Raw genomic sequence first — 21,138 nt, forward strand, 5'->3', positions numbered from 1 at the left:
TTCTGATAAAACGCTGGCCATGCGATCAACCTGAACAGCGTCTGGTGATATCACCCGCATCTGGCAGACCGCAAATCAGGCCTGGCAGGAAAGAATTATTATGTCGATTGCCCATCAAACCAAACAAGTAAAATTATGAAAATAAACGGACCTCTACCAACCCGGACTGCCCCCTCCTATGCTGAGTTGCTTCGACAAAGTATAGTCCTATCGGTGTATATCGTATTTCTGATGATTTCGTGCGTCGGTTTTTCGCACGCTTCCCATGTGCTTCCTGGAACTGAATCGGCTGATCATTCAATAACGGGTACCGTTACCGACGAGAAAAAAGCTCCGCTACCAGGGGTTAGCGTGGTGGTGAAAGGCTCTGCCCGTGGTTCCACAACGGATGCCGAAGGTCAGTTTAAACTGACCATACCAGATGGCAATGACGTAGTACTCACTTTTTCCTTTGTGGGCTACCAGAGTCAGGACATAAAAGTAGGCAATCAGAAAAAGATTAGTGTGTCCATGGTTCCCGACATCGGCGTACTGGACGAAGTGGTGGTTATTGGCTATGGAGCCGTTCGTAAAAAGGACCTGACCGGCTCGGTTTCTCAACTCAAGGGCGAAGAACTGAAAGAGATACCGACCGCCAACGTGCTTGAAGCAGCACAAGGTAAAATTGCCGGGGCCGACATTACCCGAAGCAGCGGTCAGGCTGGGGCTAAAGTAAACATTACGATCCGTGGAAACCGCTCTATAGGGGGAAATAACTCACCGCTGATCATTGTGGATGGTATTCAGTACAACAATCTGGAGGATATCAACTCCAATGATATCGAAACGATGGACGTACTGAAAGATGCGTCGTCCACGGCTATCTATGGGTCGCGGGGGGCCAATGGCGTTATTCTGATTACAACCAAAAAAGGAAAGTTAGGGAAGCCAGACATCTCCTTTAATGCGTACTCGGGTGTTTCGCAGGTAACCATGTACCCCAAAGCCATGGATATAAATGGTTTCCGGGACTTAAAACGGGAAGCCTGGCGGGCGGCTGGTGTATGGAATAGTCCGGCCGACGATGCGAAAATCTTCACCAATGTAAATGAGTATAATGCCCTGCAAAACGGGCAATGGACCGATTTTCAGGATGCGCTTATCCACAACGGTCTGCAGCAGGATTACCAGGTTGGTATCCGGGCCGGCACCGACCGTTTGAGATCGTACGTATCCGTCGATTATTTCAATGAAAAAGGGATTCTGAAACTGGACGAACTGAAGCGCTACACGGGACGGCTCAATGTCGATTTTGCCGTTAACGACTGGATGAAAATAGGTATGCAAAGTCAGCTTACGTATTATAACCAGAGTCTACGGAGAGACCCGCTGAACCAGGCCAATAAGATCAGCCCTCTCGGCAATCTTTATGACGACAATGGCAATTTCAATTACATTCTGGTCGATGGCCAGTCGGCCAACCCGCTATCGGACGAACAACCCAACGTATACAATAACACGGTATTGACCACCCGCGTGCTAACAAACGGCTACCTGGAATTAACTCCACTCAATGGCCTGTTAATTCGCAGTACGCTGGGTGTAAACCTGTCTTCGTCACGAGAAGGGTATTATGCATCGCCCAGGTCGATTGACCGCTTCAACTCAGCTAAGTCCCAGGCATACTACAACACCGGCAACGGCCGTAGTCTCAACTGGGAGAACGTAGTCACCTACCAGCGTAGTTTTGGTCAGCACGCCTTCACCCTGACGGGTATCGCCAGCCTTCTGAATAATTCGTCGGATAATGTGTCTGCTTCGGGTGTCAATCAGTTATTGCCCACGCAGTTGTATTATTCACTGGGTAGTGCTACCGAAGAGATAAAAATCAATTCGGGGTATTCCAAAAACACCCTGGCCTCGTTTGCCGGTCGGTTAAATTATTCCTTCCGCGATCGGTATCTGCTCACCCTGACGGCTCGGCAGGATGGTTCATCCAAACTGGCCGTGGGCAACAAATGGACGTTCTTCCCCTCAGCAGCCTTCGCCTGGCGGGTTATTGATGAGCCCTTTATGCGTAGCATTAAAGGCTTAAGCGATTTGAAACTGCGGGCGAGCTACGGCGTGGCCGGTAATGACCCATCAGGCCCTTACGCTACCCAAACTACCCTCACCCGGATTGCCTTTGGCTATGATGAAGTGGCTTATCCAGCCTATACTTTTTCCCGGAATGTGGGCAATGCCGCCCTGGGCTGGGAATTGTCGTACACAAAAAACCTCGGTCTCGATTTCGGGCTGTTCAACGGCCGGATGAATGCCTCTGTCGATTATTACGATACCCGTACCAAAGACCTGCTGCTGGACCGTGGATTGCCGCCAACAACGGGGGTAACGACGGTAAAGCAGAACATTGGCAAAACACGGAATCGGGGAATAGAAGTCTCGCTGGGTAGTACCAACATCCGCACGGCAAACCTAACCTGGACCAGCAATGTCACCTTCACTAAAAACAAGGAAGAAATTACTGAACTGGTAACGGGTGGCAATGACATTGGCAACGGCTGGTTTATTGGTCAACCTATCAGGGTATTTTATGATTACGAGAAGCTGGGTATCTGGCAAACAGCCGAGGCCGACCTGGCCGCCAAGATGTCGCCGGCCCAGTTGCCGGGTGAAATCAAGGTAAAAGACCAGAATGGCGATGGAAAGATCGATGCCGTCAATGATCGTATTATTCTGGGAAATCCGCGTCCCAAGTGGAGTGGGGGTCTTGACAACACGTTCAAATACAAAGGGTTCGACCTGAATTTCTTCATCTACGCCCGAATTGGCCAGATGATCAGCTCGGATCGATCGGCGCGCTACGACCCTCAGGGCATTGGTAATAGTACACTTGGACTGGATTACTGGACCCCCGAAAACCCAACCAATGCCTATCCCCGGCCCAATAAAAACGGTGGCTTAAAATACCTGTCTACGCTGCCTTATCAGGATGGGTCTTTCGCCCGGATTCGGAATATTACGCTTGCCTACAACATTCCCGGCCAGGTGTTGCCCAAAGCCATACGGGGCGTTCGGGTCTACGTGACGGGCAAGAACCTGTTCACCTTCACCAAGTTGAACTACGACCCTGAGCGGGGCGGAGGAGAAAGCTTCCCCATGACAAAACTCTACGTATTTGGCTTGAACGTCAATCTATAACCCAAAAACATCGTACCAATCATGAACGCATTTCTTTTAAAATCGGGGTTATTGACACTAACTTTACTAACCCTATTCTCGTGTAAAGATGTCCTGGAAGAATATAATCCCAGCGGACTGACTGCCGAAACCGTTTATACCACGCCCGAGGGTTTTGAAACCCTGGTCAATGCCGCCTACTCCTATCAGCGCTGGTGGTATGGTAAGGAAGAAGCACACAACATCGCTGAAACCGGTACCGATATCTGGACCAGTGCCGCCGGAGATACCGACCGCGGACTAACCCAATACCTGAATCTTCAGGGGAGTAACACGTACCTGTCCAACGAGTGGCGGGAATTCTATGCCGCCATCAATCTGTGCAACGGCGGTATCAATAGAATCGACAAAGCCGGGTTATCGGCTGCACTCCGACCTATCCGGGAAGGCGAACTCCGATTTTTACGCGCCTTCTACTATTGGCATATCGTTGAAACCTGGGGTGGGGTTCACTTCACCACGGAGGAAACTAACGGGATTGTGTCAACCGCCAATCGTACACCCGTAGAAACCTTCTACAACCTGATTTTCGAGGATTTGAAGGTGGCCGTTGCCAAGCTGCCCGTTACCCAGCCGCAGTACGGCAAAGTGACCAAAGGAGCCGCTCAGGCGTTTCTGGCCCGCATGTACCTGACAAGAGGGATGAATAAGGAAGCCCTGGAAATGGCACAGGCCGTACTGGCTAACACGAGTTACAAGCTTGAGGCCAATTACGCCGACCTGTGGAAGATGAGCAATCTGAAAACCAGAGAGGCTATTTACGTGGTGGATTATTCCGCCAATCTGGCCCTCAATGACTTAGCTAATTCTACCTTCAACCCTTACGGTCACAGCCGGGGGGGCAACAACGCGCACCTGCTGTATCTGATGAAGTACGACGACCGGCCCGGCATGACCCGAGACATCCTGAATGGGCGTCCGTTTAACCGCTATATGCCAACCCGGTTCCTGCTCGACCTCTATAGCGACAATGATGCCCGCTACGAAGGCTCGTTCAATGAAGTATGGTATGCCAATGCAACTACCCGTCCGGCCGGGATGGCCCTGGGCGATACGGCGGTGTACTGCACCCGGAAAGAAATTCCCCTTGCCTTTCAGGCAACCCGAAAATACCAGGTCGTTGACCGCGTCAAAATCTATAATGCCAACGGAACCGTGAAAGACGGACTACGCTACCCAAGCCTGTCGAAGTTTATGGACCCCACCCGGCCCAGCTTCAACGAAGCCCAGAGTGCCCGCGACGTATTTGTGATTCGCCTGGCCGAGGTGTACCTGATTGCCGCCGAAGCCCAGATGAAGCTGGGCAATCTACAGGCTGCTGCCGACTATATCAACGTACTGCGTACCCGGGCGGCCAAGCCTGGCAAAGTAGCTGCCATGCAGATTTTGCCCGCTCAGGTGACAATTGATTTCATTCTGGACGAGCGTGCCCGCGAACTGGCCGGGGAGCAGCTTCGCTGGTTTGACCTGAAGCGTACCGGTAAACTGCTGGAGCGCATCCGGGCCTATGCGCCGGATAATGCCGTCAATCTTCAGGATTACCATGTACTTAGGCCCATTCCGCAAACGCAGCTGGATGCGGTGACCAACAAAGCAGAGTTCACCCAAAATCAGGGCTACCAATAGTCTACCCATAGGCAGCGCGGCTATAATTGGTTCGTAAATTTAACCGTAGAAAGGACTCCGCGCTGATCACCCCAACCCCGCCAAAACTGGCGGGGTTGAGATGGGGATAATCTGGCGGCAACGGGTATCACGTTGACAAAAAGCCAAGACCAACATGAAATATTCGTTGACAATCCTTCTATTATTTTCCCTGCTTTCTCCGGTTGGGCAAGCCTTTTCGCAGGCAATAAAGTCCTCCCAGAAGACCCGGGTTATCGTTACCAGCGATGGCGAGATTGATGACGAATGCTCGCTGGTGCGCTTCCTGCTCTACGCCAATGAGTGGGATATCGAAGGCATCATCACCTCCAGCTCCCAGTACCACTGGCATGGCCACAAATGGGCGGGCGACGACTGGGCTGAACCCTATCTGAATGCTTATGAGCAGGTCTATCCCAACCTGCTCAAACACGACCAAAACTACCCCAGCCCGGCCTACCTGCGAGCCCACACCTTCCTGGGCAACGTGGAGGCCGAAGGGGAGATGGATTCGATTACGGCAGGATCGGAGCATATCGTACAGGTGCTGCTGGACGAGTCGGACCCCAGGCCCATCTGGCTACAGGCCTGGGGAGGCACCAACACCATTGCCCGCGCCCTGAAGACCATCGAGGAAAAGCACCCCGACAAGATGGCGGGAGTAGCTAAAAAGCTGCGGTTCTTTTTCATCTGGGAGCAGGACAATACGTATCAGAGCTATATCCGCCCGCACTGGGGTAAGTACAACATCCTGACCATCATCTCCGACCAGTTTATCGCCCTGTTTTATCACTGGAAAAAATACCTCCCCCAGCAACAGCAGACTTATCTGGCCGGTCCGTGGATGAACGAGAACATTCTCCACAACCACGGCCCGTTATGTGCCTCCTACAAAGCGCACGGCAGCGGAGACAAAGGCTTCGTGGCCGGGGATTTCCGCTCCGAAGGTGACTCGCCGGCGTTCATGCACACCATTGTGACAGGTCTACGCAGTCTGGAATCGCCCGATTGGGGTGGCTGGGGTGGTCGCTACGTCAAAATCCGTGAAAACACCTGGCTCGATCCGGTATCTGAACCAGGCTATACTTATCCCGAAGGGCGTTGGTACGGAAATTCAGCCTGGGGTCGGGAGCGGCTGAAAAAAGACATTCCGAACGATCAGGAGCTAACAAACTATCTTAAACCTCTGTGGCGGTGGACAGATGTGCTGCAAAACGACTTTGCCGCCCGCGCCGACTGGTGCGTCAAATCCTATAATCAGGCCAACCACCCGCCCCTGGTCAAACTCGCCCACGCCCTGGATCTGACAGCCCGGCCCGGCACCACCGTCAGGCTCAGCGCCAAAGGCACCACCGACCCCGACGGCAACAAACTCACCTACCGCTGGTGGCAATACGCCGAAGCCGACACCTACCCCGGTACTGTAGCAATACAGAACGGGACGAAACAAAATGCGTCGGTCAGCGTACCCGCCGATGCCCGGAAAGGCCAGACCATCCACCTGATTTGTGAAGTGACCGACAACGGCACCCCCCAACTTACCCGCTATCAGCGTGTAGTGATCGAAGTGAACTAAGGAATAGAAAACGTTAATACCATGAAATACCCGTTGATGTTAGTACTGCTGTTTGGCCTGCTTATTCCGATTGGACATGCCTATGCACAGTCGATAAAGCCTGCCGAGAAGACCCGGGTCATCGTTACCAGCGATGGCGAGATTGATGACGAATGCTCGCTGGTGCGCTTCCTGCTCTACGCCAACGAGTGGGATATCGAAGGCATCATCACCTCCAGCTCCCAGTACCACTGGCATGGCCACCATTGGGCGGGCGACGACTGGATTGACCCCAGTCTGAATGCTTATGAGCAGGTCTATCCCAACCTGCTCAAACACGACCAAAACTACCCCAGCCCGGCCTACCTGCGAGCCCACACCTTTCTGGGCAACGTGGAGGCCGAAGGGGAGATGGATTCGATTACGGCGGGGTCGGAGCATATCGTACAGGTGCTGCTGGACGAGTCGGACCCCAGGCCCATCTGGCTACAGGCCTGGGGAGGCACCAACACCATTGCCCGCGCCCTGAAGACCATCGAGGAAAAGCACCCCGACAAGATGGCGGGAGTAGCTAAAAAGCTGCGGTTCTTTTTCATCTGGGAGCAGGACAATACGTATCAGAGCTACATCCGCCCGCACTGGGGTAAGTACAACATCCTGACCATCATCTCCGACCAGTTTGAGGCCATCGCCTACCGTTGGAAACAGGTGCAGCCCCCCGGCATGCAGACCTACTACGCTGGTCCGTGGATGAACGAGCATATCCTGAACAACCACGGCCCGTTATGTGCCTCCTACAAAGCGCACGGCAGCGAAGACAAAGGCTTCGTGGCCGGGGACTTCCGCTCCGAAGGCGACTCGCCGGCGTTCATGCACACCATTGTGACAGGTCTGCGCAGTCTGGAATCGCCCGATTGGGGTGGCTGGGGTGGTCGCTACGTCAAAATCCGTGAAAACACCTGGCTTGACCCAGTACCGGTAGCGGGTTACACCTATCCCGAAGGGCGTTGGTACGGCAGCAACGGCTGGGGGCGTAGCAGCCTGCGCGAAGGCTCAAAAACTACGGCAGAACAACGCAGTGCCTACTTCAAACCCATTTGGCAGTGGACGGATGTGCTGCAAAACGACTTTGCCGCCCGCGCCGACTGGTGCGTCAAACCCTATAATCAGGCCAACCACCCGCCCCTGGTCAAACTCGCCCATGCTCTTGATCTGACAGCCCGGCCCGGCACCACCGTCAGGCTCAGCGCCAAAGGCACCACCGACCCCGACGGCAACAAACTCACCTACCGCTGGTGGCAATACGCCGAAGCCGACACCTACCCCGGTACTGTAGCAATACAGAACGGGACGAAACAAAATGCGTCGGTCAGCGTACCCGCCGATGCCCGGAAAGGCCAGACCATCCACCTGATTTGTGAAGTGACCGACAACGGCACCCCCCAACTTACCCGCTATCAGCGTGTAGTGGTCCAAGTAAACTAACCATTTGTACCAAGCCATTAGGCGTATGTATTCAACTAAACTATTGGCTCTGCTGCTGTTCCTGGGAACGGCGACTGGGTTTGCCCAGAGGCCCCTTGCCTTTCCGGGTGCCGAAGGGTACGGAAAATATACCGTAGGAGGACGGGGAGGAAAAGTATACCAGGTAACGAACCTCAACGATGCCGGTGAGGGTAGCCTCCGGGCGGCTGTGGAAGCCACCGGACCCAGAACAGTTGTGTTCCGGGTGTCAGGAACCATCGTGCTCGACACGCCCCTTACCATTGCCAATCCCTACATCACCATTGCCGGTCAAACTGCTCCCGGCGATGGGATCTGCATCCGGAAGTCGCCCATCATCATTGACGCCAGCCAGGTTATCATCCGGTATCTGCGGCTAAGAATAGGCGGTGAATCGGGCGAGGATATAGATGCCCTGTCCGGCCGGTTCAACAAAAACATCATCATCGATCATGTATCGGCGAGCTGGAGTGTGGATGAAACGATGTCTATCTACCATTGCGATAGCCTGACGGTACAATGGTGTCTGATTGCCGAAAGTATGTACAACTCCAATCACATCAAGGGCATTCATGGGTTTGGTGGTATCTGGGGCAGCAATTACGGAACGTACCACCACAACCTGATCGCGCATCATTCGAGTCGTAATCCCCGGTTCGCATCCGGTAGCGGCTACACCGATTACCGCAACAATGTACTCTACAACTGGGGGTATCAAAGCTGTTACGGGGGAGAAAATGCCCAGCAGGGTGATAAGCGGTATAATTTCTCCCAGTTCAACATGGTAGCCAACTACTACAAACCGGGACCTGCCACCAAACCCGGCGATGTATCGTATCGGCTGGCCGCACCATCCACACGCGATGGTGCCGACGACTACGGCAAATGGTTTATCGCCGAAAATGTGGTGGAAGGCAATGCCCTGGTTACGGCCGATAACTGGAACGGGGGCGTACAGCCGCAGGGTGGCAGTGCGGTTCTGGCCAGTATAAAACTTCCCCAACCGTGGCCGGCTATGGCTATCCATCAGCAGTCAGCAGCAGACGCGTATCGGTTCGTGCTTGAAAAAGCAGGGGCTACATTGCCCAAACGCGACCCGGTCGATACCCGTATTATCGACGAGACCTGGAAAGGCTTTGCTACGTTTGAGGGCTCGACCTACAAACAAAAGCAATCCGTACCCGATAAATCCCGGAAGACAGGTATTATCGATTCGCCGGCAGACGTTGGCGGCTGGCCTGAGTTGAAAAGCACTGCCGCTCCCGTCGATACCGACCAGGATGGCATGCCCGACGACTGGGAAAAGGAGCAGGGCCTGGACCCTAAAAATGCAGCCGACGGACGTACAACCAGCGCTGACGGGTACACCATGCTGGAAAAATACCTGAACAGTATCCGGTAGCCACCGATGAAATTGATTCGCTCAGTTAAAACCATTGTCTAACGCATGAATACAACCAGATCAATCCTGTTTTTCCTGACGCTTCTCTGCGCCGGTACCCGGCTGATGGCGCAGGAAGATGTCGCCGGCCGCGTACCTTTTTATCCGATCCCCTACGAATTTCCGAATGTCGACAGCATCAAAACCGTCATGGACCGGGTGCGGGTATATTACGAATCGACCAGCCCGCAGAAACTAGTGGATGCCACAACAGGAAAGGAAATTACGGACTTTTCGAAACCGAACAAAAACGCCACGGTATCCCCTGGCTTTTCCAGTGAATGGACCTACACCCACGGGGTCGTACTGTCGGCTTTCAGCTATCTGTCTGACGTGACCGGCGACAAGCGATTTTTTGCCGACAACACCAGGTTTTACGGCTTTGTGGAAAAAAGTCTGCCGTATCTCCGCCAGAACGAGGCCCAGTTTGGGCGGCAGCCCGGCGTATGGTCGCTGCTCCACATCGGCGCCCTGGACGACTGCGGGTCCATTGGGGCTGCGTTGATAAAAACCTACCTGAAAGACAAAAACCAAGACCACCTGGCTGTGATCAACATCATCAATGAGTATATCTCCAACAAACAGTTTCGTCTGGACGATGGCACCCTGGCCCGGCACCGCCCCCAGTACAAATCGGTTTGGGTGGATGATATGTACATGAGCGTACCCTTTCTGACCAACATGGGCGTTCTCACCGGCGAAAAAAAATTTTACGACGATGCCGTGAAGCAGGTGCTGCAAATGGCCGACCGGTTGTACGTTCCCCAGACGGAACTGTTTGATCACGGCTGGAACGTAAACTCGGGTGATTACGACCCCCGCTTTTACTGGGGTAGAGCCAACGGCTGGGCACTGATGTCGATGGCCGAACTGCTGGGTGTACTGCCAAAAGACCATCCGGGACGCAACAAGATCCTTCACCTTTACCGGTCCATGATCCGCAGTCTGGCTAATTTACAGGACGGCACCGGTTTCTGGCATAACCTGCTGGACCGTAACGATACCTATACCGAAACGTCCTGCACCGCGATATTCACCTATGCCATTGCGAAAGGCATCAACGAAGGCTGGATCAGTCATGTGTACGGCCCCGTAGCCATCACCGGCTGGAACGCCACCAACTCCAGGGTGCTGGCCAACGGTGCCGTAGACGGGACCTGCGAAGGCACTACTTTTGCACATGACAACACGTACTATTACTACCGGGGCAAAAGCGTTGATGCCACGCATGGCTACGGTCCGGTGCTGTATGCCGGTGCCGAGATGATCAAACTGCTGCAGAATCCTAAATTCGACATCGTAAAGCCTAAACCAAATTCGATCAACAGCACCTTCCACTTTCGGTTGAAAAGTGAGTTTCCCCAGGAAGCGAAGTGAGGTCGTTTAAGCACAGAACAGATTCAAAAAAAGAGTCTATGAAGTATATAAATCGGGTACCCCGTTCCTGGCTTATCTGCCTGATAGCCATCATTGCCCTGATGCAGTGCATGAGTACCGTGCAGGCCAAACCCAAACCCCGCATCGTAATCAGTACCGATATCGGCGGAACCGATCCGGACGATTTCCAATCCATGATCCATCTGCTGATGTACGCCGATTGTTTTCAGATCGAAGGGCTAATCGCATCGCCCTACGGAAATGGTCGAAAAAAAGATATTCTGGCTACGATTGATCTGTATGAAAAAGACCTCAGCCAGTTGAAAAAACACGCATCCGGTTTTCCTGCTCCCAATTCTCTGCGAAAAATCTGTAAACAGGGGGCCATCCCGGCGGCATCTTACCGGGGATTCAGTACGCCTACCGAAGGCTCAGAATGGATTATCGCCTGCGCCAGAAAAAAGAGCGATCAGCCGCTCTGGGTACTGGTCTGGGGTGGCCTGGAAGACCTGGCGCAGGCCTTGCACGATGCCCCCGAAATCAAAAAGCATATAAAGGTGTACTGGATAGGTGGTCCCAATAAAAAATGGAGTGTCAACACCTACGTCTATATCGCTCAAAACCATCCCGACCTCTGGATGATTGAGGCCAATGGTACCTACCGGGGGTTGATTATTGATTCAGAATCGCCGGACACCTTGAAAAGTAAGGCGTACTATGGCAACTACATTCAGGGACGTGGCGCGATGGGTAAAGATTTTGCCCATTATTATAAAGGCGATATAAAGATGGGTGATACCCCTTCACTCGCCTACGTTATGAATGGCAATCCCGATGACCCGGCCGGCGAAAGCTGGGGCGGCAGTTTCATCCGAACCAATCGTAGTGCCCGAACGCTTTTCAGGCGTAACTCCACAGTCGCCGATACGGTGGCTACCTACGCCGTACTGGAGTGGATATTCAAGGGCCCGGAAACGGCTATTTCGCCAGACTCCAGCTGTTTTACCCTAACCATAGGGGGGCAGGAATGGCCGGGCTATTACCTGGGCGGTGGAAACTATGGCGTTCGGTACTCCCCCAAGCAGGCTGAGGTCGGTACGTATACTACAGCCAGTATAATTCCGGCCCTTAATGGCCAAACCGGCAGCTACGTGAGTGTGGCGCCCTGGCCCGGTAAGACGGGCCCGGATGATTATACACTCGGCCCCAACTGGTACGGCGACCGCCCGGAACCTGCGTTTTTTCTGAGTGGACAACAGGGGGCAAAAACGGTCTCGAAACACCGGGATGCGTTTCTGCTGGACTGGGCAAAACGATGGAAATGGCTGGCCCCCACCGGACCGCTCAACGACTGAGAATAGGCTGTTCTGAACGTACAGTCAATACGGGTTTATCGCTACTTTTAAGCTGAATGTTATGCGTTTCAGTGGTAGGTTCGTTCCGTTTTTGAAGCGGCAGATATAGAACCAGCTCCGGTCTTTTTGAAAGCTGTATTCTGGGAGAAAATCAAAAACGCATTACGTAAAGCCGTACGAGAGACCTTTCCCTGACGCTTTACATCTCTCCCTCGACGCCCAGGCCAAACAAGGCGAAGTCGTACTTCACGGGGTCGGTGGGATCAAACTGTTTGAGGGTGTCGGTGAGGGCGACGGCGGCTGTCCAGTCGGTCTGGTCGCGGGTGAGCAGACCCAGTTTGCGGGCGACGCGGCCGACGTGGACATCGATCGGCATGACCAGTTGCGACGGCTGAATGCGCTGCCAAAGGCCGAAGTCGACTCCTCGGTCATCCCGGCGGACCATCCAGCGCAGAAACATGTTGAGTCGCTTGCAGGAGGAGTTGCGGGCCGGGGTGGCTATGTGTTTGCGGGTTCTTGGCGGAAAATAATTGCCGCAGCAGAAGCGGTCGTGGAAGGTTTCGAGGCTCCGGCGAGTGGTTTCGGCCGGACTGAAGTCCGGGGGGACGAAGGCTTCTTCGAGCGAATTTTGGGTCTGATAGTATTCGCGGAAGAAGTGGAGGAAATACAGTGTATCGGTGGCGTTGAAGGTGCGGTGTTTGAAAGACAGGAACCGCTTCAGGTCGTTGTCTTCGTGGTGGCGGATGAAGTCGTACGGCGCACCATCCATCAGGTCGATCAGTTCATTGGCTTTGCGGATGATCACCGGCCGTTGCCCCCAGGCCAGAATAGCCGCCCAGAGCCCCATAATTTCAATATCCTGCTTCTGCGTAAACCGGTGAGGGATACTAATCGGGTCATGCGCAATAAACCCCGGCCGGTTGTACTGCTCAACCTTTTCGTCAAGCAGGCTTTTTAATGATGAATGCATAATGATGAACGATTAACGATGAATGGGAGCGGTCACTTGCCCGATTTACCTGTTTTCCATTCATCATTTATCATTAAGCATTCCGCCCGGCGGCCCGGATCATTAATACGACTTTCCTCCGCTGATGACCCAGGCGAAGGCGCGGGAAACGGCCGAGAAAGCCGCCAGAATGCCGGAGAAAATAAACGTGAAGACGGCGATGAACGGGTAAAAAATAGTGAAGATTACGCTCCAGACCTTATAGCCGGTCGTGGCTTTCATTTTCTCGTCACGCTCTCTCCGCCGACGGGCAATCCGTTCTGCTTTGGTTTCGGGTTTATTCACTAATTCGCTCATTCGCTCCACGTTGGTTACTGTGCCAGATAATTGACCTCAGCCCGAAAACGACGGTCGTGCGGAGAAAGTTTCTCAAACGCCCGTGCCGACAGTTTAATGATGATTCGGTCGTTGACACCGGTATCGGGTAACTTACCAATAATTTTGACCCAGACTACCTGATTATTTACATCGTTGCGCACCTGCACCAGCGAGCCAACGGGAGCTGTGCGGTGCAGCGCCAGGTATTTGTTGGAAGAATCATCGTCGATGAGTTCCGCCAGGCCGATTTCGCTGACGCGTTTACGGCTGGTTGTGGTCGTGGGAATGGGGGCAGAGTCGCCGGCGCGAATAGGCCGGGGTTCCGGGGCGGGCCGAATGGCTTCTGCCGGCGGAATTACAAGGCGGTCTATCCGGGTCGACTCTGTTTTAACGGTTGTGGGGCTGTCGGTTTCTGCTTTAGCGATATCCGCTTTTGGGGCCGGCATTTGCGTGGGCTCAGGGCGAGCGGGTTCAGACTCAACTTTAGCCGGCTCCGGTTTAGTTGGCAGCGCTGCTACGGGTTGAGAAACAGGCGCCGGTTTGGGGGCTGCCGCCAAACTGGCTTTATACGCTGTTTCGCTGATAATGAGCTGCTGACCGGGCTCCAACTGATCTGAGGTGAGTTTGTTCCAGCGCCGGATGTCGGACATTAGCACTTTATGAACGGTAGCGATCATATACAGTGTTTCCAGGGGCTCAACCGTATGGACGCCCGCGTTTTTGGACAGTTCCGGATTACCGGCCTTTGTTGCAGCAGCCGCTGTGGATGCAGCCGCTGTGGATGCAGCCGCTGTGGATGCAGCCGCTTGAACAGGTTGCTGAACCGGCTGTTGAGACGGCGGCTGAACTGGCTGAGGCTTTGGGTCAGCTGCCACAGCCGCTGTGGCAACAGCGGCTGGCGGCATACTGGCTTTGTAGGCTTTTTCGCTGACGATAAGCTGTTGACCAGGCTCCAGCTGATCTGAGGTGAGTTTGTTCCAGCGCCGGATGTCGGCCATCAATACCTTATAGTTCGAAGCCACCGCGTATAAGGTTTCGGAGGGGCCGACTGTATGGATGCCTGTATTTTTCGCCGGCTGCGGAGTTCCGGTTTTGGCTACGGCGTTCGTTTGTGCCGGTTGGGCGGCTTTGGGCTCCTGGCCGGCTACCGATGGGCCGGTATACGGAATCCGCAGGATCTGATCGGTGCGGACGTTGTCGGCCATGGCGGGGTTGGCCGCTTTAATGGCATCAGGAGTGGTATTGTACCGGCGGGCAATGGCGTACAGCGTCTGGCCGGCCGTAACCTTATGTTTTACAAAAAGCCTGTTGTTCACTCGCTCAATGCCGATGGAGTCCAGCACCACCGGTACCGTCGGTAAGTCACGGGCCTGCAACGCGTCGGCAACGGGAAGGCAGGCAAGCAGCAGTCCAAAAGTAACGTGAGTGATTTGCTTTTTCATGGGTTAATCGGTAGGTGACCTGACTGATTTTCGTAAAAATAAGGAGAAAATGATGGCCTTTTCTGTAAGTAAACGGAATTTTACTCACTTTATGCATTTGATTTATCGTATGAGCATACTTGGTTTAATTCCGGCCCGCTACGCATCTACCCGCTTCCCGGCGAAAGCGCTGGCTGATATTCAGGGGAAAAGCATGATCCGGCGGGTGGTCGAACAGGCCCGGCAGGCAGCCTCGCTTAGCCGCGTGGTGGTCGCTACCGACGACGAACGTATTTACCGACACGTGGCCGATTTTGGCGGGGCGGTGGTCATGACCGGAACCCATCACCAGAGCGGCACCGACCGCTGCCAGGAAGCCCTTGGTCTGGTTGAGGGTACGTTTGACTACGTCGTTAATATCCAGGGCGACGAACCCTTTATCCGGCCGGAACAGATCGACCTGCTCACCTCAGTGCTCGACGGCACCACCGAACTGGCTACGCTGGTGAAGCGCATCGACGATCCGCAGATCCTGCTGAACCCCAGTTCGCCGAAAGTTGTGCTTAACAACCGGCAGGAGGCCTTATACTTCAGCCGCCAGCCCATTCCGTACCTGCGTGCCTACGCCCAGGACCCGGCTGTCTGGTTGCAGCACCACACCTACTACAAGCATATCGGTCTGTACGCCTACCGCACCGATGTGCTGGCTAGGATCACCCAACTGCCCCCTTCAGCTCTTGAAGTAGCCGAAGCCCTCGAACAACTCCGCTGGCTGGAAAACAGCTACCGCATCCGCGCCGTCATCACCGATATTGACAGCTACGGGATTGACACGCCGGAGGATTTGGCGAGAGCCCCGTACCCCGGAATGTAATTCCGGCTGTCTGTAAACCGGAATTACATTCCGGGAGAGTAGACAAGGTTGCCCGGAATATAATCGCACCGGCGAACCGGTCCAGGCTACACACTTGTTAAAAACTGTTAATTCTGAACCGGACAAACACTACCGGTCGTTAGCAGGTTACACAAAGGATGACCACACAAAGTCAGTTTAACCCAACAGAAGCGGCATGAGCCCTTCAAAATTAATCAGTTATCATGCAGAATTACACGATACTCTGGGCCGACGATGAGATTGATCTGCTCAAACCCCATATTCTGTTCCTCAAAAACAAAGGCTATCAGGTGACACCTGTCAACAGCGGAGCCGATGCGCTGGAGAAAGTGGAGCAGGAACAGTTTGACCTGGTGTTTCTGGACGAAATGATGCCCGGTATGACGGGCCTTGAAACGCTCCAGCAAATTAAGCAGATGCGCCCTAACCTGCCGGTGGTAATGATCACCAAGAGCGAAGAGGAGCATATTATGGAAGAAGCCATCGGTTCCAAAATTGCCGATTACCTCATCAAGCCCCTCAATCCGAACCAGATCCTGCTGTCGGTGAAGAAAATTCTCGACAATAAGCGGCTGGTATCGGAGCGGACCAATATTGGCTACCAGCAGGATTTCCGCAACCTCAGCATGCAGTACAACGACCGCATCGGCTACGAGGAGTGGGTGGATATTTACAAAAAGCTGATTTTCTGGGAGCTGGAGCTCGACGGCGCGCAGGACCGCAGCATGTCGGAGGTGCTGAACATGCAGAAAAGCGAGGCTAACTCCAACTTCTGCAAGTTTGTGATGGAGAGCTACGAAGACTGGCTCAACGACCCCAAAGCTGAAAAGCCGGTTCTGTCGCATCAACTTATGCGTAAGAAGGTGTTCCCGTTAATTGACCAGAATAATCCCCTGTTCTTTATCCTGATTGATAACCTGCGTTACGATCAGTGGAAAGTGATCGAGCCAATCCTGGCCGAATTTTTTGTCGTAGAGGAAGAATCATCGTACTATTCCATTCTGCCCACGACCACCGGCTTTGCCCGCAACGCCATCTTCTCAGGTATGATGCCGAGCGAGATGGAAAAAACCTACCCGAACCTGTGGGTCAACGACGAAAACGATGAGGAGGGACTGAACAACAACGAGGACGAGTTCCTGCGCCGGCAGATTGACAAGAGCCGCCTGAACATCAAACACACGTACAACAAGATTCTGAACACCAATCAGGGGAAATCGCTGGTCGACAACTTCAATAACCTGATGCAGAATCAGTTGAACGTGGTTGTCTATAACTTCGTCGATATGCTGTCGCACGCCCGGACGGATATGGCCATGATCAAGGAACTGGCCCCCGACGAGCGGGCCTACCGGTCCATTACCCGGTCGTGGTTTTTGCACTCACCCCTGCTGGAACTGGTGCGGAAAATTGCCGACAAAGGTGCCCAACTCGTCATTACGACCGACCACGGTATGATTCGGGTGCAGAAACCGGCCAAGATTGTGGGTTATCGCGAAACCAACACGAACCTGCGCTACAAGCAGGGCAAGAACCTGGGTTTTGATGAAGACCATGTATTTGTCTGCCGCAAACCGGAAAATTTCTTCCTGCCCCGCCTGAACGTGTCGACGGCCTACGTCTTTACGCTGGAAGATTATTTCTTCGCCTACCCGAATAACTACAACTATTACGTCAACTACTACCGAGATACCTTCCAGCACGGGGGTGTGTCGCTGGAGGAGATGATTATCCCGTTCGTGCACCTGCGGGCGCGGTAACGTATTACGCTTGCGGGCCAAACAAAGCCACTGCTGGTTGCGGCAGTGGCTTTGTTTGTGGGGACTGGCAGGGGGGGCAGGGATGGCAGGGGATGGCAGGGGGTGGCAGGGGGCAGAGAGTAATATAGAAAGGTCCGCTGCTTTTGTGAGTAACACAACTACAATCTGTAACTGAACCCGCTCACGTATGGCATCACGACGTTTATTTCTGAAGAACACCGGAGGGTTAATGGCCCTGACCACGCTGGCCCCGGCCACAGCCGCTATGGCGAACGCTAATCCCAGGGGCAAGGCCAATGGGGAAGATTTGTTCAAGCTGGGGATGGCGGGCTTCACCTTTGTCAATTTCAAGCTGGACCAGGCGCTGGAGATGATGCGGAAGGTCGATGTGCATTACCTGTGCATTAAGGATTTTCATCTCCCGCTGGACAGCACGCCGGAACAGATTGCCGCTTTTCACGAGAAGCTCAAACAGTCAAATGTAACGGGCTATGCGGTCGGGCCGATTTACATGAAAACCGAAGCTGAGGTAGACCGGGCGTTCGAGTATGCGAAACGGGTAGGGGTGAACCTGATCATTGGCGTACCCAACGTGCCTTTGTTGCCATACGTGGACAAGAAGGTAAAAGAGTATGATATGCGTTTCGCCATCCACAACCACGGACCGGATATCGAATTGTACCCAAACGCCATTTCGATCCACCAGGCTATCAAAGACCTGGATCCCCGAATTGGCTTCTGTTTCGATATGGGGCACGACCGGCGCAATGGAGATGATCCGGTAAAAGACCTGCAAACCTACGCCAAACGCATTTTCGACATTCACCTGAAAAACGTAACGGCCGCTTCCAAAGAAGGTAAAACGTGTGAGCTGGGACGGGGGGTGATTGATATTCCTGCCTTTGTGCAGATGCTCCGGAAAGTAGGCTATTCCGGTTCGTGCAGTCTGGAATACGAAAAAGACATGAAAGACCCGCTGGCGGGCATTGCCGAATCGGTCGGGTATTTCCGGGGTGTTTGCGATGCAACCCGCTCCGACAAACGCCGGTCGTAATCACTCTGCCTTTATTTTCGCTCACAAAACCCGAATCTAATCAGATTCTAAGCTGTATTTAAGGAAAGCTTTAGTTCTCCTCCCTAGCTTGCCGATCAAAGCTGGTTTTCAGGATTGATCGAGAAAGAGGTGGTAAGTCACCAGAGGGGTAGTAAACAAAGCCGATTATGCGTTTGTTATTGAACGAGTTGCGTTTTATATTGGCATTCATGCTGTTGCTAACGGGTAGCGTAGTTTATGGGCAGGGAGTACAGGACCGTCCGTCCACCGGCGTAACGCGCCGTCAGCTATCGGCGAGTGGGTTTGAAACGGGTACCAACCTGGCGGCCAGTTTAGATCAGGCACCGGACCATAAAACATTTCAGCAGTTGCTGCACGCAGCGGGGCTCGACAAAAAGGCCCGCCGGAAGGGTCAGTACACGGTTTTTGCACCAACCGATGCCGCCTTTTCGACCCTGTCTACGGATTTTCTGTCGGAACTCCTGCTGCCCGCGAGCAAACAACGGCTGATCGACTTTATCGCTTTTCATGTGGTGAAAGGGCGTATCACGTCGGATCTGCTGCAGGATGGGGAGCAACTGACCAACCTGACCGGTGATATTCTGGTGGTTCACAAGAAAGACAATACAATCACCATCCGGGACGGGCGCGGTAATGTTGCGGATGTTATTCAGCCGGATATTCGGGCGACGAACGGGGTCGTGTACACCATTAATAAAGTTCTGCGACGGGCCGGCAATACCGTTAATTAAGCAATAAACGCTAATTTTTCATAACGTTGAGTTGAGTGAGACTGACTGATTTTGGTGGCGCTGGTTAGCGTTGAGTGCCCAGAAGCGCCACCAGATCAGCCAGTTATTTTTTGGTTAGCCTGCCTCGTAGGCCCGACATTCCCTCTTCACCGTTTCCAGACTGAACTTTCAGGGCGTGTTGCGCTCCGCAGAATGTACTACAGGCACCTTCGCAAAAGCCCGGTTCGCAGATGGTTAGCCAAAGGTAGTAGCCTGTTGCTTTATCCGGGTACATAACCTTTTATTGTCAATGGCCTCTATTAACTCTCCATCCGCTGTTTCAACCGACGATCCGCCCGGCTGGACCTACAACCCATCGGCCTGGAGTGAACGCATACCAATTGCCGCTGCGGCCGTAATCGGTTTAGGCATTGCGGTGTACCTGTCGCTTTTTCAGTTGAACGTTGTTGGATCCGTCTGGGATCCATTTTTCGGGTCGGCCTCCAGCGAGAAAATTCTGACGTCGTCTCTGTCGAGGGTTTTACCGATTCCGGACGCTGCGCTGGGCGCCATCAGCTATTTACTGGACGCCGTGAGTGGCGTTATCGGTAAAACCCGGCGTTGGAAAACCATGCCCTGGATTGTGCTGGTGTTCGGATTTGCCGTTGGGCCGCTGGGGGTCACCAGCCTGTTTCTGGTGATTGCGCAGCCCGTGTTTTTCCAGGCCTGGTGTAGCTTGTGTCTGGCGTCGGCGGTTATTTCAACCGTAATGATTGGTCCGGCAATGGACGAAGTGCTGGCCAGTTTGCAGTATCTGCAGCGGGTGAAGCGCAGCGGGTTTTCGGTCTGGAAGGCCTTGTGGGGAGATGCAGAAATTAATCGACAGGTGGCATAACTATGTGGGCACGGTTCATCAATATCGGAATAGGCCTCTGGCTGATGGTTTCACCGGCGGTGCTGCCGCTTTCCGAAAAAGCAGCGGAGCATCAGTATCTGGTAGGACCGGTTATGGTGGCCTTTGCCATCATTGCCATCAGCGAAGCGACACGAAACGTGCGTTATGTAAATACGCTGATCGGCGTTTGGCTGCTGGTGGCTCCGTGGGTGCTGGGCGACCATAGTACGTTAGAAACCCTGAACGTCATGGCTGCGGGTGTGCTGATCACGGGCCTGTCGCTGGTGAAAGGGAAAATTGAAAACCGCTTTGGGGGTGGATGGCGCTCGCTGCTGGAGGAGACCCCCGAGCATATGCAGTAGACGTTGGAGGCTGGATAGTAGACGTTGGATAGCTGCCGTCTATCATCCAACGTCTACTGTCTGCTATTCTGACGGATTACAGCTTAGGGCCGATGGAGTCGTAGATGACGACTTTCTCCCACAATGATGCGTAGTTATTGCGGAATTCGTCGTGGATTGGGTGCTTCTGATAGGCTTCTTCGTCGGCCGGACTGTCGAACAGGCACAGCCACGAATAGGTGTACGTCCGCTCGATAACGTCCCGGTTGGTAGCGGCCGGGGTGCCGATGTGAACCATCCGGATGGTTGGTATTTTGGCCATTTTGTTCAGTCCTTCCAGCAACTTCGCCCTGTCGGCCTCGCTTTGGGGGTTTTTGAGGTAGAACATAACATGGTGAACAAATAACTGACCGGGTGCAGGGGTTGATAGTGTTTCCATACGTGTGCTTAAGCCGGCAGCGACGCTGCCTTTGATAAAATCTCTCCGTGATTGTTGATCCATGTTTACGCGGATTGTTTGCCTATTGCGGGACAAATGTAAGCGAGATTTGCCGGTTGGTTTTGATATAAATCGGTTTTTTAGCGGTAAAACAAATGCTCTTTTTGTACATTCACGGCAT

The 21,138-nt window shown here is 53.5% G+C and carries 17 protein-coding genes; 13 read left to right on the forward strand and 4 right to left on the reverse strand.

The window, feature by feature from the left end; all coding sequences use genetic code 11:
- Positions 1 to 135 precede the first annotated feature (135 nt).
- From ABD931_RS03075 to ABD931_RS03105, 7 genes are all read left to right on the forward strand, one after another.
- Positions 136 to 3,180 carry a SusC/RagA family TonB-linked outer membrane protein gene (locus ABD931_RS03075; RefSeq protein ID WP_345263823.1) on the forward strand — a complete coding sequence of 1,015 codons (3,045 nt, stop codon included), beginning with the start codon at positions 136 to 138 and terminating at the stop codon, positions 3,178 to 3,180.
- Between the two features lie 21 nt (positions 3,181 to 3,201).
- Positions 3,202 to 4,845 carry a RagB/SusD family nutrient uptake outer membrane protein gene (locus ABD931_RS03080; protein ID WP_345263825.1) on the forward strand — a complete coding sequence of 548 codons (1,644 nt, stop codon included), beginning with the start codon at positions 3,202 to 3,204 and terminating at the stop codon, positions 4,843 to 4,845.
- Positions 4,846 to 5,011: 166 nt separating this feature from the next.
- Positions 5,012 to 6,439, forward strand: a complete 1,428-nt coding sequence (locus tag ABD931_RS03085) for a DUF1593 domain-containing protein (protein ID WP_345263827.1) — start codon at positions 5,012 to 5,014, stop codon at positions 6,437 to 6,439.
- A gap of 21 nt (positions 6,440 to 6,460) precedes the next feature.
- Positions 6,461 to 7,903 carry a DUF1593 domain-containing protein gene (locus ABD931_RS03090; protein ID WP_345263829.1) on the forward strand — a complete coding sequence of 481 codons (1,443 nt, stop codon included), beginning with the start codon at positions 6,461 to 6,463 and terminating at the stop codon, positions 7,901 to 7,903.
- Positions 7,904 to 7,928: 25 nt separating this feature from the next.
- Positions 7,929 to 9,323: a pectate lyase family protein gene (locus tag ABD931_RS03095; RefSeq protein WP_345263832.1), complete on the forward strand. Its 1,395-nt coding sequence runs from the start codon at positions 7,929 to 7,931 to the stop codon at positions 9,321 to 9,323.
- A gap of 45 nt (positions 9,324 to 9,368) precedes the next feature.
- Complete coding sequence (locus tag ABD931_RS03100; protein ID WP_345263834.1) at positions 9,369 to 10,739, forward strand: glycoside hydrolase family 88/105 protein; 1,371 nt, start codon at positions 9,369 to 9,371, stop codon at positions 10,737 to 10,739.
- A 38-nt stretch (positions 10,740 to 10,777) separates the two neighbouring features.
- A complete protein-coding gene (locus ABD931_RS03105) occupies positions 10,778 to 12,094 on the forward strand; it encodes a DUF1593 domain-containing protein (RefSeq protein WP_345263836.1) in 1,317 nt (438 codons plus the stop codon).
- Positions 12,095 to 12,293: 199 nt separating this feature from the next.
- Here the strand turns inward: ABD931_RS03105 and ABD931_RS03110 are convergent, their stop codons facing one another.
- The 3 genes from ABD931_RS03110 to ABD931_RS03120 form a co-directional block, all read right to left on the reverse strand.
- Positions 12,294 to 13,064 (reverse strand): TIGR02757 family protein, encoded by a 771-nt coding sequence (locus tag ABD931_RS03110; protein ID WP_345263838.1) that lies wholly within the window; start codon positions 13,062 to 13,064, stop codon positions 12,294 to 12,296.
- Between the two features lie 102 nt (positions 13,065 to 13,166).
- Entirely contained in the window at positions 13,167 to 13,400 is a 234-nt protein-coding gene (locus tag ABD931_RS03115) for a hypothetical protein (RefSeq protein WP_345263840.1), read from the reverse strand.
- Positions 13,401 to 13,414: 14 nt separating this feature from the next.
- Positions 13,415 to 14,863: a LysM peptidoglycan-binding domain-containing protein gene (locus ABD931_RS03120; RefSeq protein WP_345263842.1), complete on the reverse strand. Its 1,449-nt coding sequence runs from the start codon at positions 14,861 to 14,863 to the stop codon at positions 13,415 to 13,417.
- A 109-nt stretch (positions 14,864 to 14,972) separates the two neighbouring features.
- Between ABD931_RS03120 and kdsB the strand changes: the two genes are divergently transcribed.
- From kdsB to ABD931_RS03150, 6 genes are all read left to right on the forward strand, one after another.
- Entirely contained in the window at positions 14,973 to 15,716 is a 744-nt protein-coding gene (gene kdsB / locus ABD931_RS03125; protein ID WP_345263844.1) for a 3-deoxy-manno-octulosonate cytidylyltransferase, read from the forward strand.
- Positions 15,717 to 15,940: 224 nt separating this feature from the next.
- A complete protein-coding gene (gene porX, locus ABD931_RS03130) occupies positions 15,941 to 17,497 on the forward strand; it encodes a T9SS response regulator signal transducer PorX (RefSeq protein ID WP_345263846.1) in 1,557 nt (518 codons plus the stop codon).
- A 187-nt stretch (positions 17,498 to 17,684) separates the two neighbouring features.
- Positions 17,685 to 18,551 carry a sugar phosphate isomerase/epimerase family protein gene (locus ABD931_RS03135; protein ID WP_345263848.1) on the forward strand — a complete coding sequence of 289 codons (867 nt, stop codon included), beginning with the start codon at positions 17,685 to 17,687 and terminating at the stop codon, positions 18,549 to 18,551.
- A 167-nt stretch (positions 18,552 to 18,718) separates the two neighbouring features.
- Positions 18,719 to 19,303: a fasciclin domain-containing protein gene (locus ABD931_RS03140; protein WP_345263850.1), complete on the forward strand. Its 585-nt coding sequence runs from the start codon at positions 18,719 to 18,721 to the stop codon at positions 19,301 to 19,303.
- 289 nt (positions 19,304 to 19,592) lie between these two features.
- Positions 19,593 to 20,177 carry a vitamin K epoxide reductase family protein gene (locus ABD931_RS03145; RefSeq protein ID WP_345263852.1) on the forward strand — a complete coding sequence of 195 codons (585 nt, stop codon included), beginning with the start codon at positions 19,593 to 19,595 and terminating at the stop codon, positions 20,175 to 20,177.
- A 2-nt stretch (positions 20,178 to 20,179) separates the two neighbouring features.
- Positions 20,180 to 20,539, forward strand: a complete 360-nt coding sequence (locus ABD931_RS03150) for an SPW repeat domain-containing protein (protein ID WP_345263853.1) — start codon at positions 20,180 to 20,182, stop codon at positions 20,537 to 20,539.
- A 76-nt stretch (positions 20,540 to 20,615) separates the two neighbouring features.
- Here ABD931_RS03150 and ABD931_RS03155 read toward each other — a convergent pair whose 3' ends face one another.
- Positions 20,616 to 20,957: a Dabb family protein gene (locus ABD931_RS03155; RefSeq protein ID WP_345263855.1), complete on the reverse strand. Its 342-nt coding sequence runs from the start codon at positions 20,955 to 20,957 to the stop codon at positions 20,616 to 20,618.
- Positions 20,958 to 21,138: the final 181 nt, after the last annotated feature.

Origin of the sequence: Nibrella viscosa (assembly GCF_039541875.1) — a bacterium.
In the GTDB taxonomy this organism is placed as follows: Bacteria; Bacteroidota; Bacteroidia; order Cytophagales; family Spirosomataceae; genus Nibrella; species Nibrella viscosa.

Coding starts and splice junctions, on each gene's coding strand:
- ABD931_RS03075 (WP_345263823.1), top strand. CDS start 136: ATGAAAATAAACGGACCTCTACCAACCCGGACTGCCCCCTCCTATGCT.
- ABD931_RS03080 (WP_345263825.1), top strand. CDS start 3,202: ATGAACGCATTTCTTTTAAAATCGGGGTTATTGACACTAACTTTACTA.
- ABD931_RS03090 (WP_345263829.1), top strand. CDS start 6,461: ATGAAATACCCGTTGATGTTAGTACTGCTGTTTGGCCTGCTTATTCCG.
- ABD931_RS03095 (WP_345263832.1), top strand. CDS start 7,929: ATGTATTCAACTAAACTATTGGCTCTGCTGCTGTTCCTGGGAACGGCG.
- ABD931_RS03100 (WP_345263834.1), top strand. CDS start 9,369: ATGAATACAACCAGATCAATCCTGTTTTTCCTGACGCTTCTCTGCGCC.
- ABD931_RS03105 (WP_345263836.1), top strand. CDS start 10,778: ATGAAGTATATAAATCGGGTACCCCGTTCCTGGCTTATCTGCCTGATA.
- ABD931_RS03110 (WP_345263838.1), bottom strand. CDS start 13,064: ATGCATTCATCATTAAAAAGCCTGCTTGACGAAAAGGTTGAGCAGTAC.
- ABD931_RS03115 (WP_345263840.1), bottom strand. CDS start 13,400: ATGAGCGAATTAGTGAATAAACCCGAAACCAAAGCAGAACGGATTGCC.
- ABD931_RS03120 (WP_345263842.1), bottom strand. CDS start 14,863: ATGAAAAAGCAAATCACTCACGTTACTTTTGGACTGCTGCTTGCCTGC.
- kdsB (WP_345263844.1), top strand. CDS start 14,973: ATGAGCATACTTGGTTTAATTCCGGCCCGCTACGCATCTACCCGCTTC.
- porX (WP_345263846.1), top strand. CDS start 15,941: ATGCAGAATTACACGATACTCTGGGCCGACGATGAGATTGATCTGCTC.
- ABD931_RS03135 (WP_345263848.1), top strand. CDS start 17,685: ATGGCATCACGACGTTTATTTCTGAAGAACACCGGAGGGTTAATGGCC.
- ABD931_RS03140 (WP_345263850.1), top strand. CDS start 18,719: ATGCGTTTGTTATTGAACGAGTTGCGTTTTATATTGGCATTCATGCTG.
- ABD931_RS03145 (WP_345263852.1), top strand. CDS start 19,593: ATGGCCTCTATTAACTCTCCATCCGCTGTTTCAACCGACGATCCGCCC.
- ABD931_RS03150 (WP_345263853.1), top strand. CDS start 20,180: ATGTGGGCACGGTTCATCAATATCGGAATAGGCCTCTGGCTGATGGTT.
- ABD931_RS03155 (WP_345263855.1), bottom strand. CDS start 20,957: ATGGAAACACTATCAACCCCTGCACCCGGTCAGTTATTTGTTCACCAT.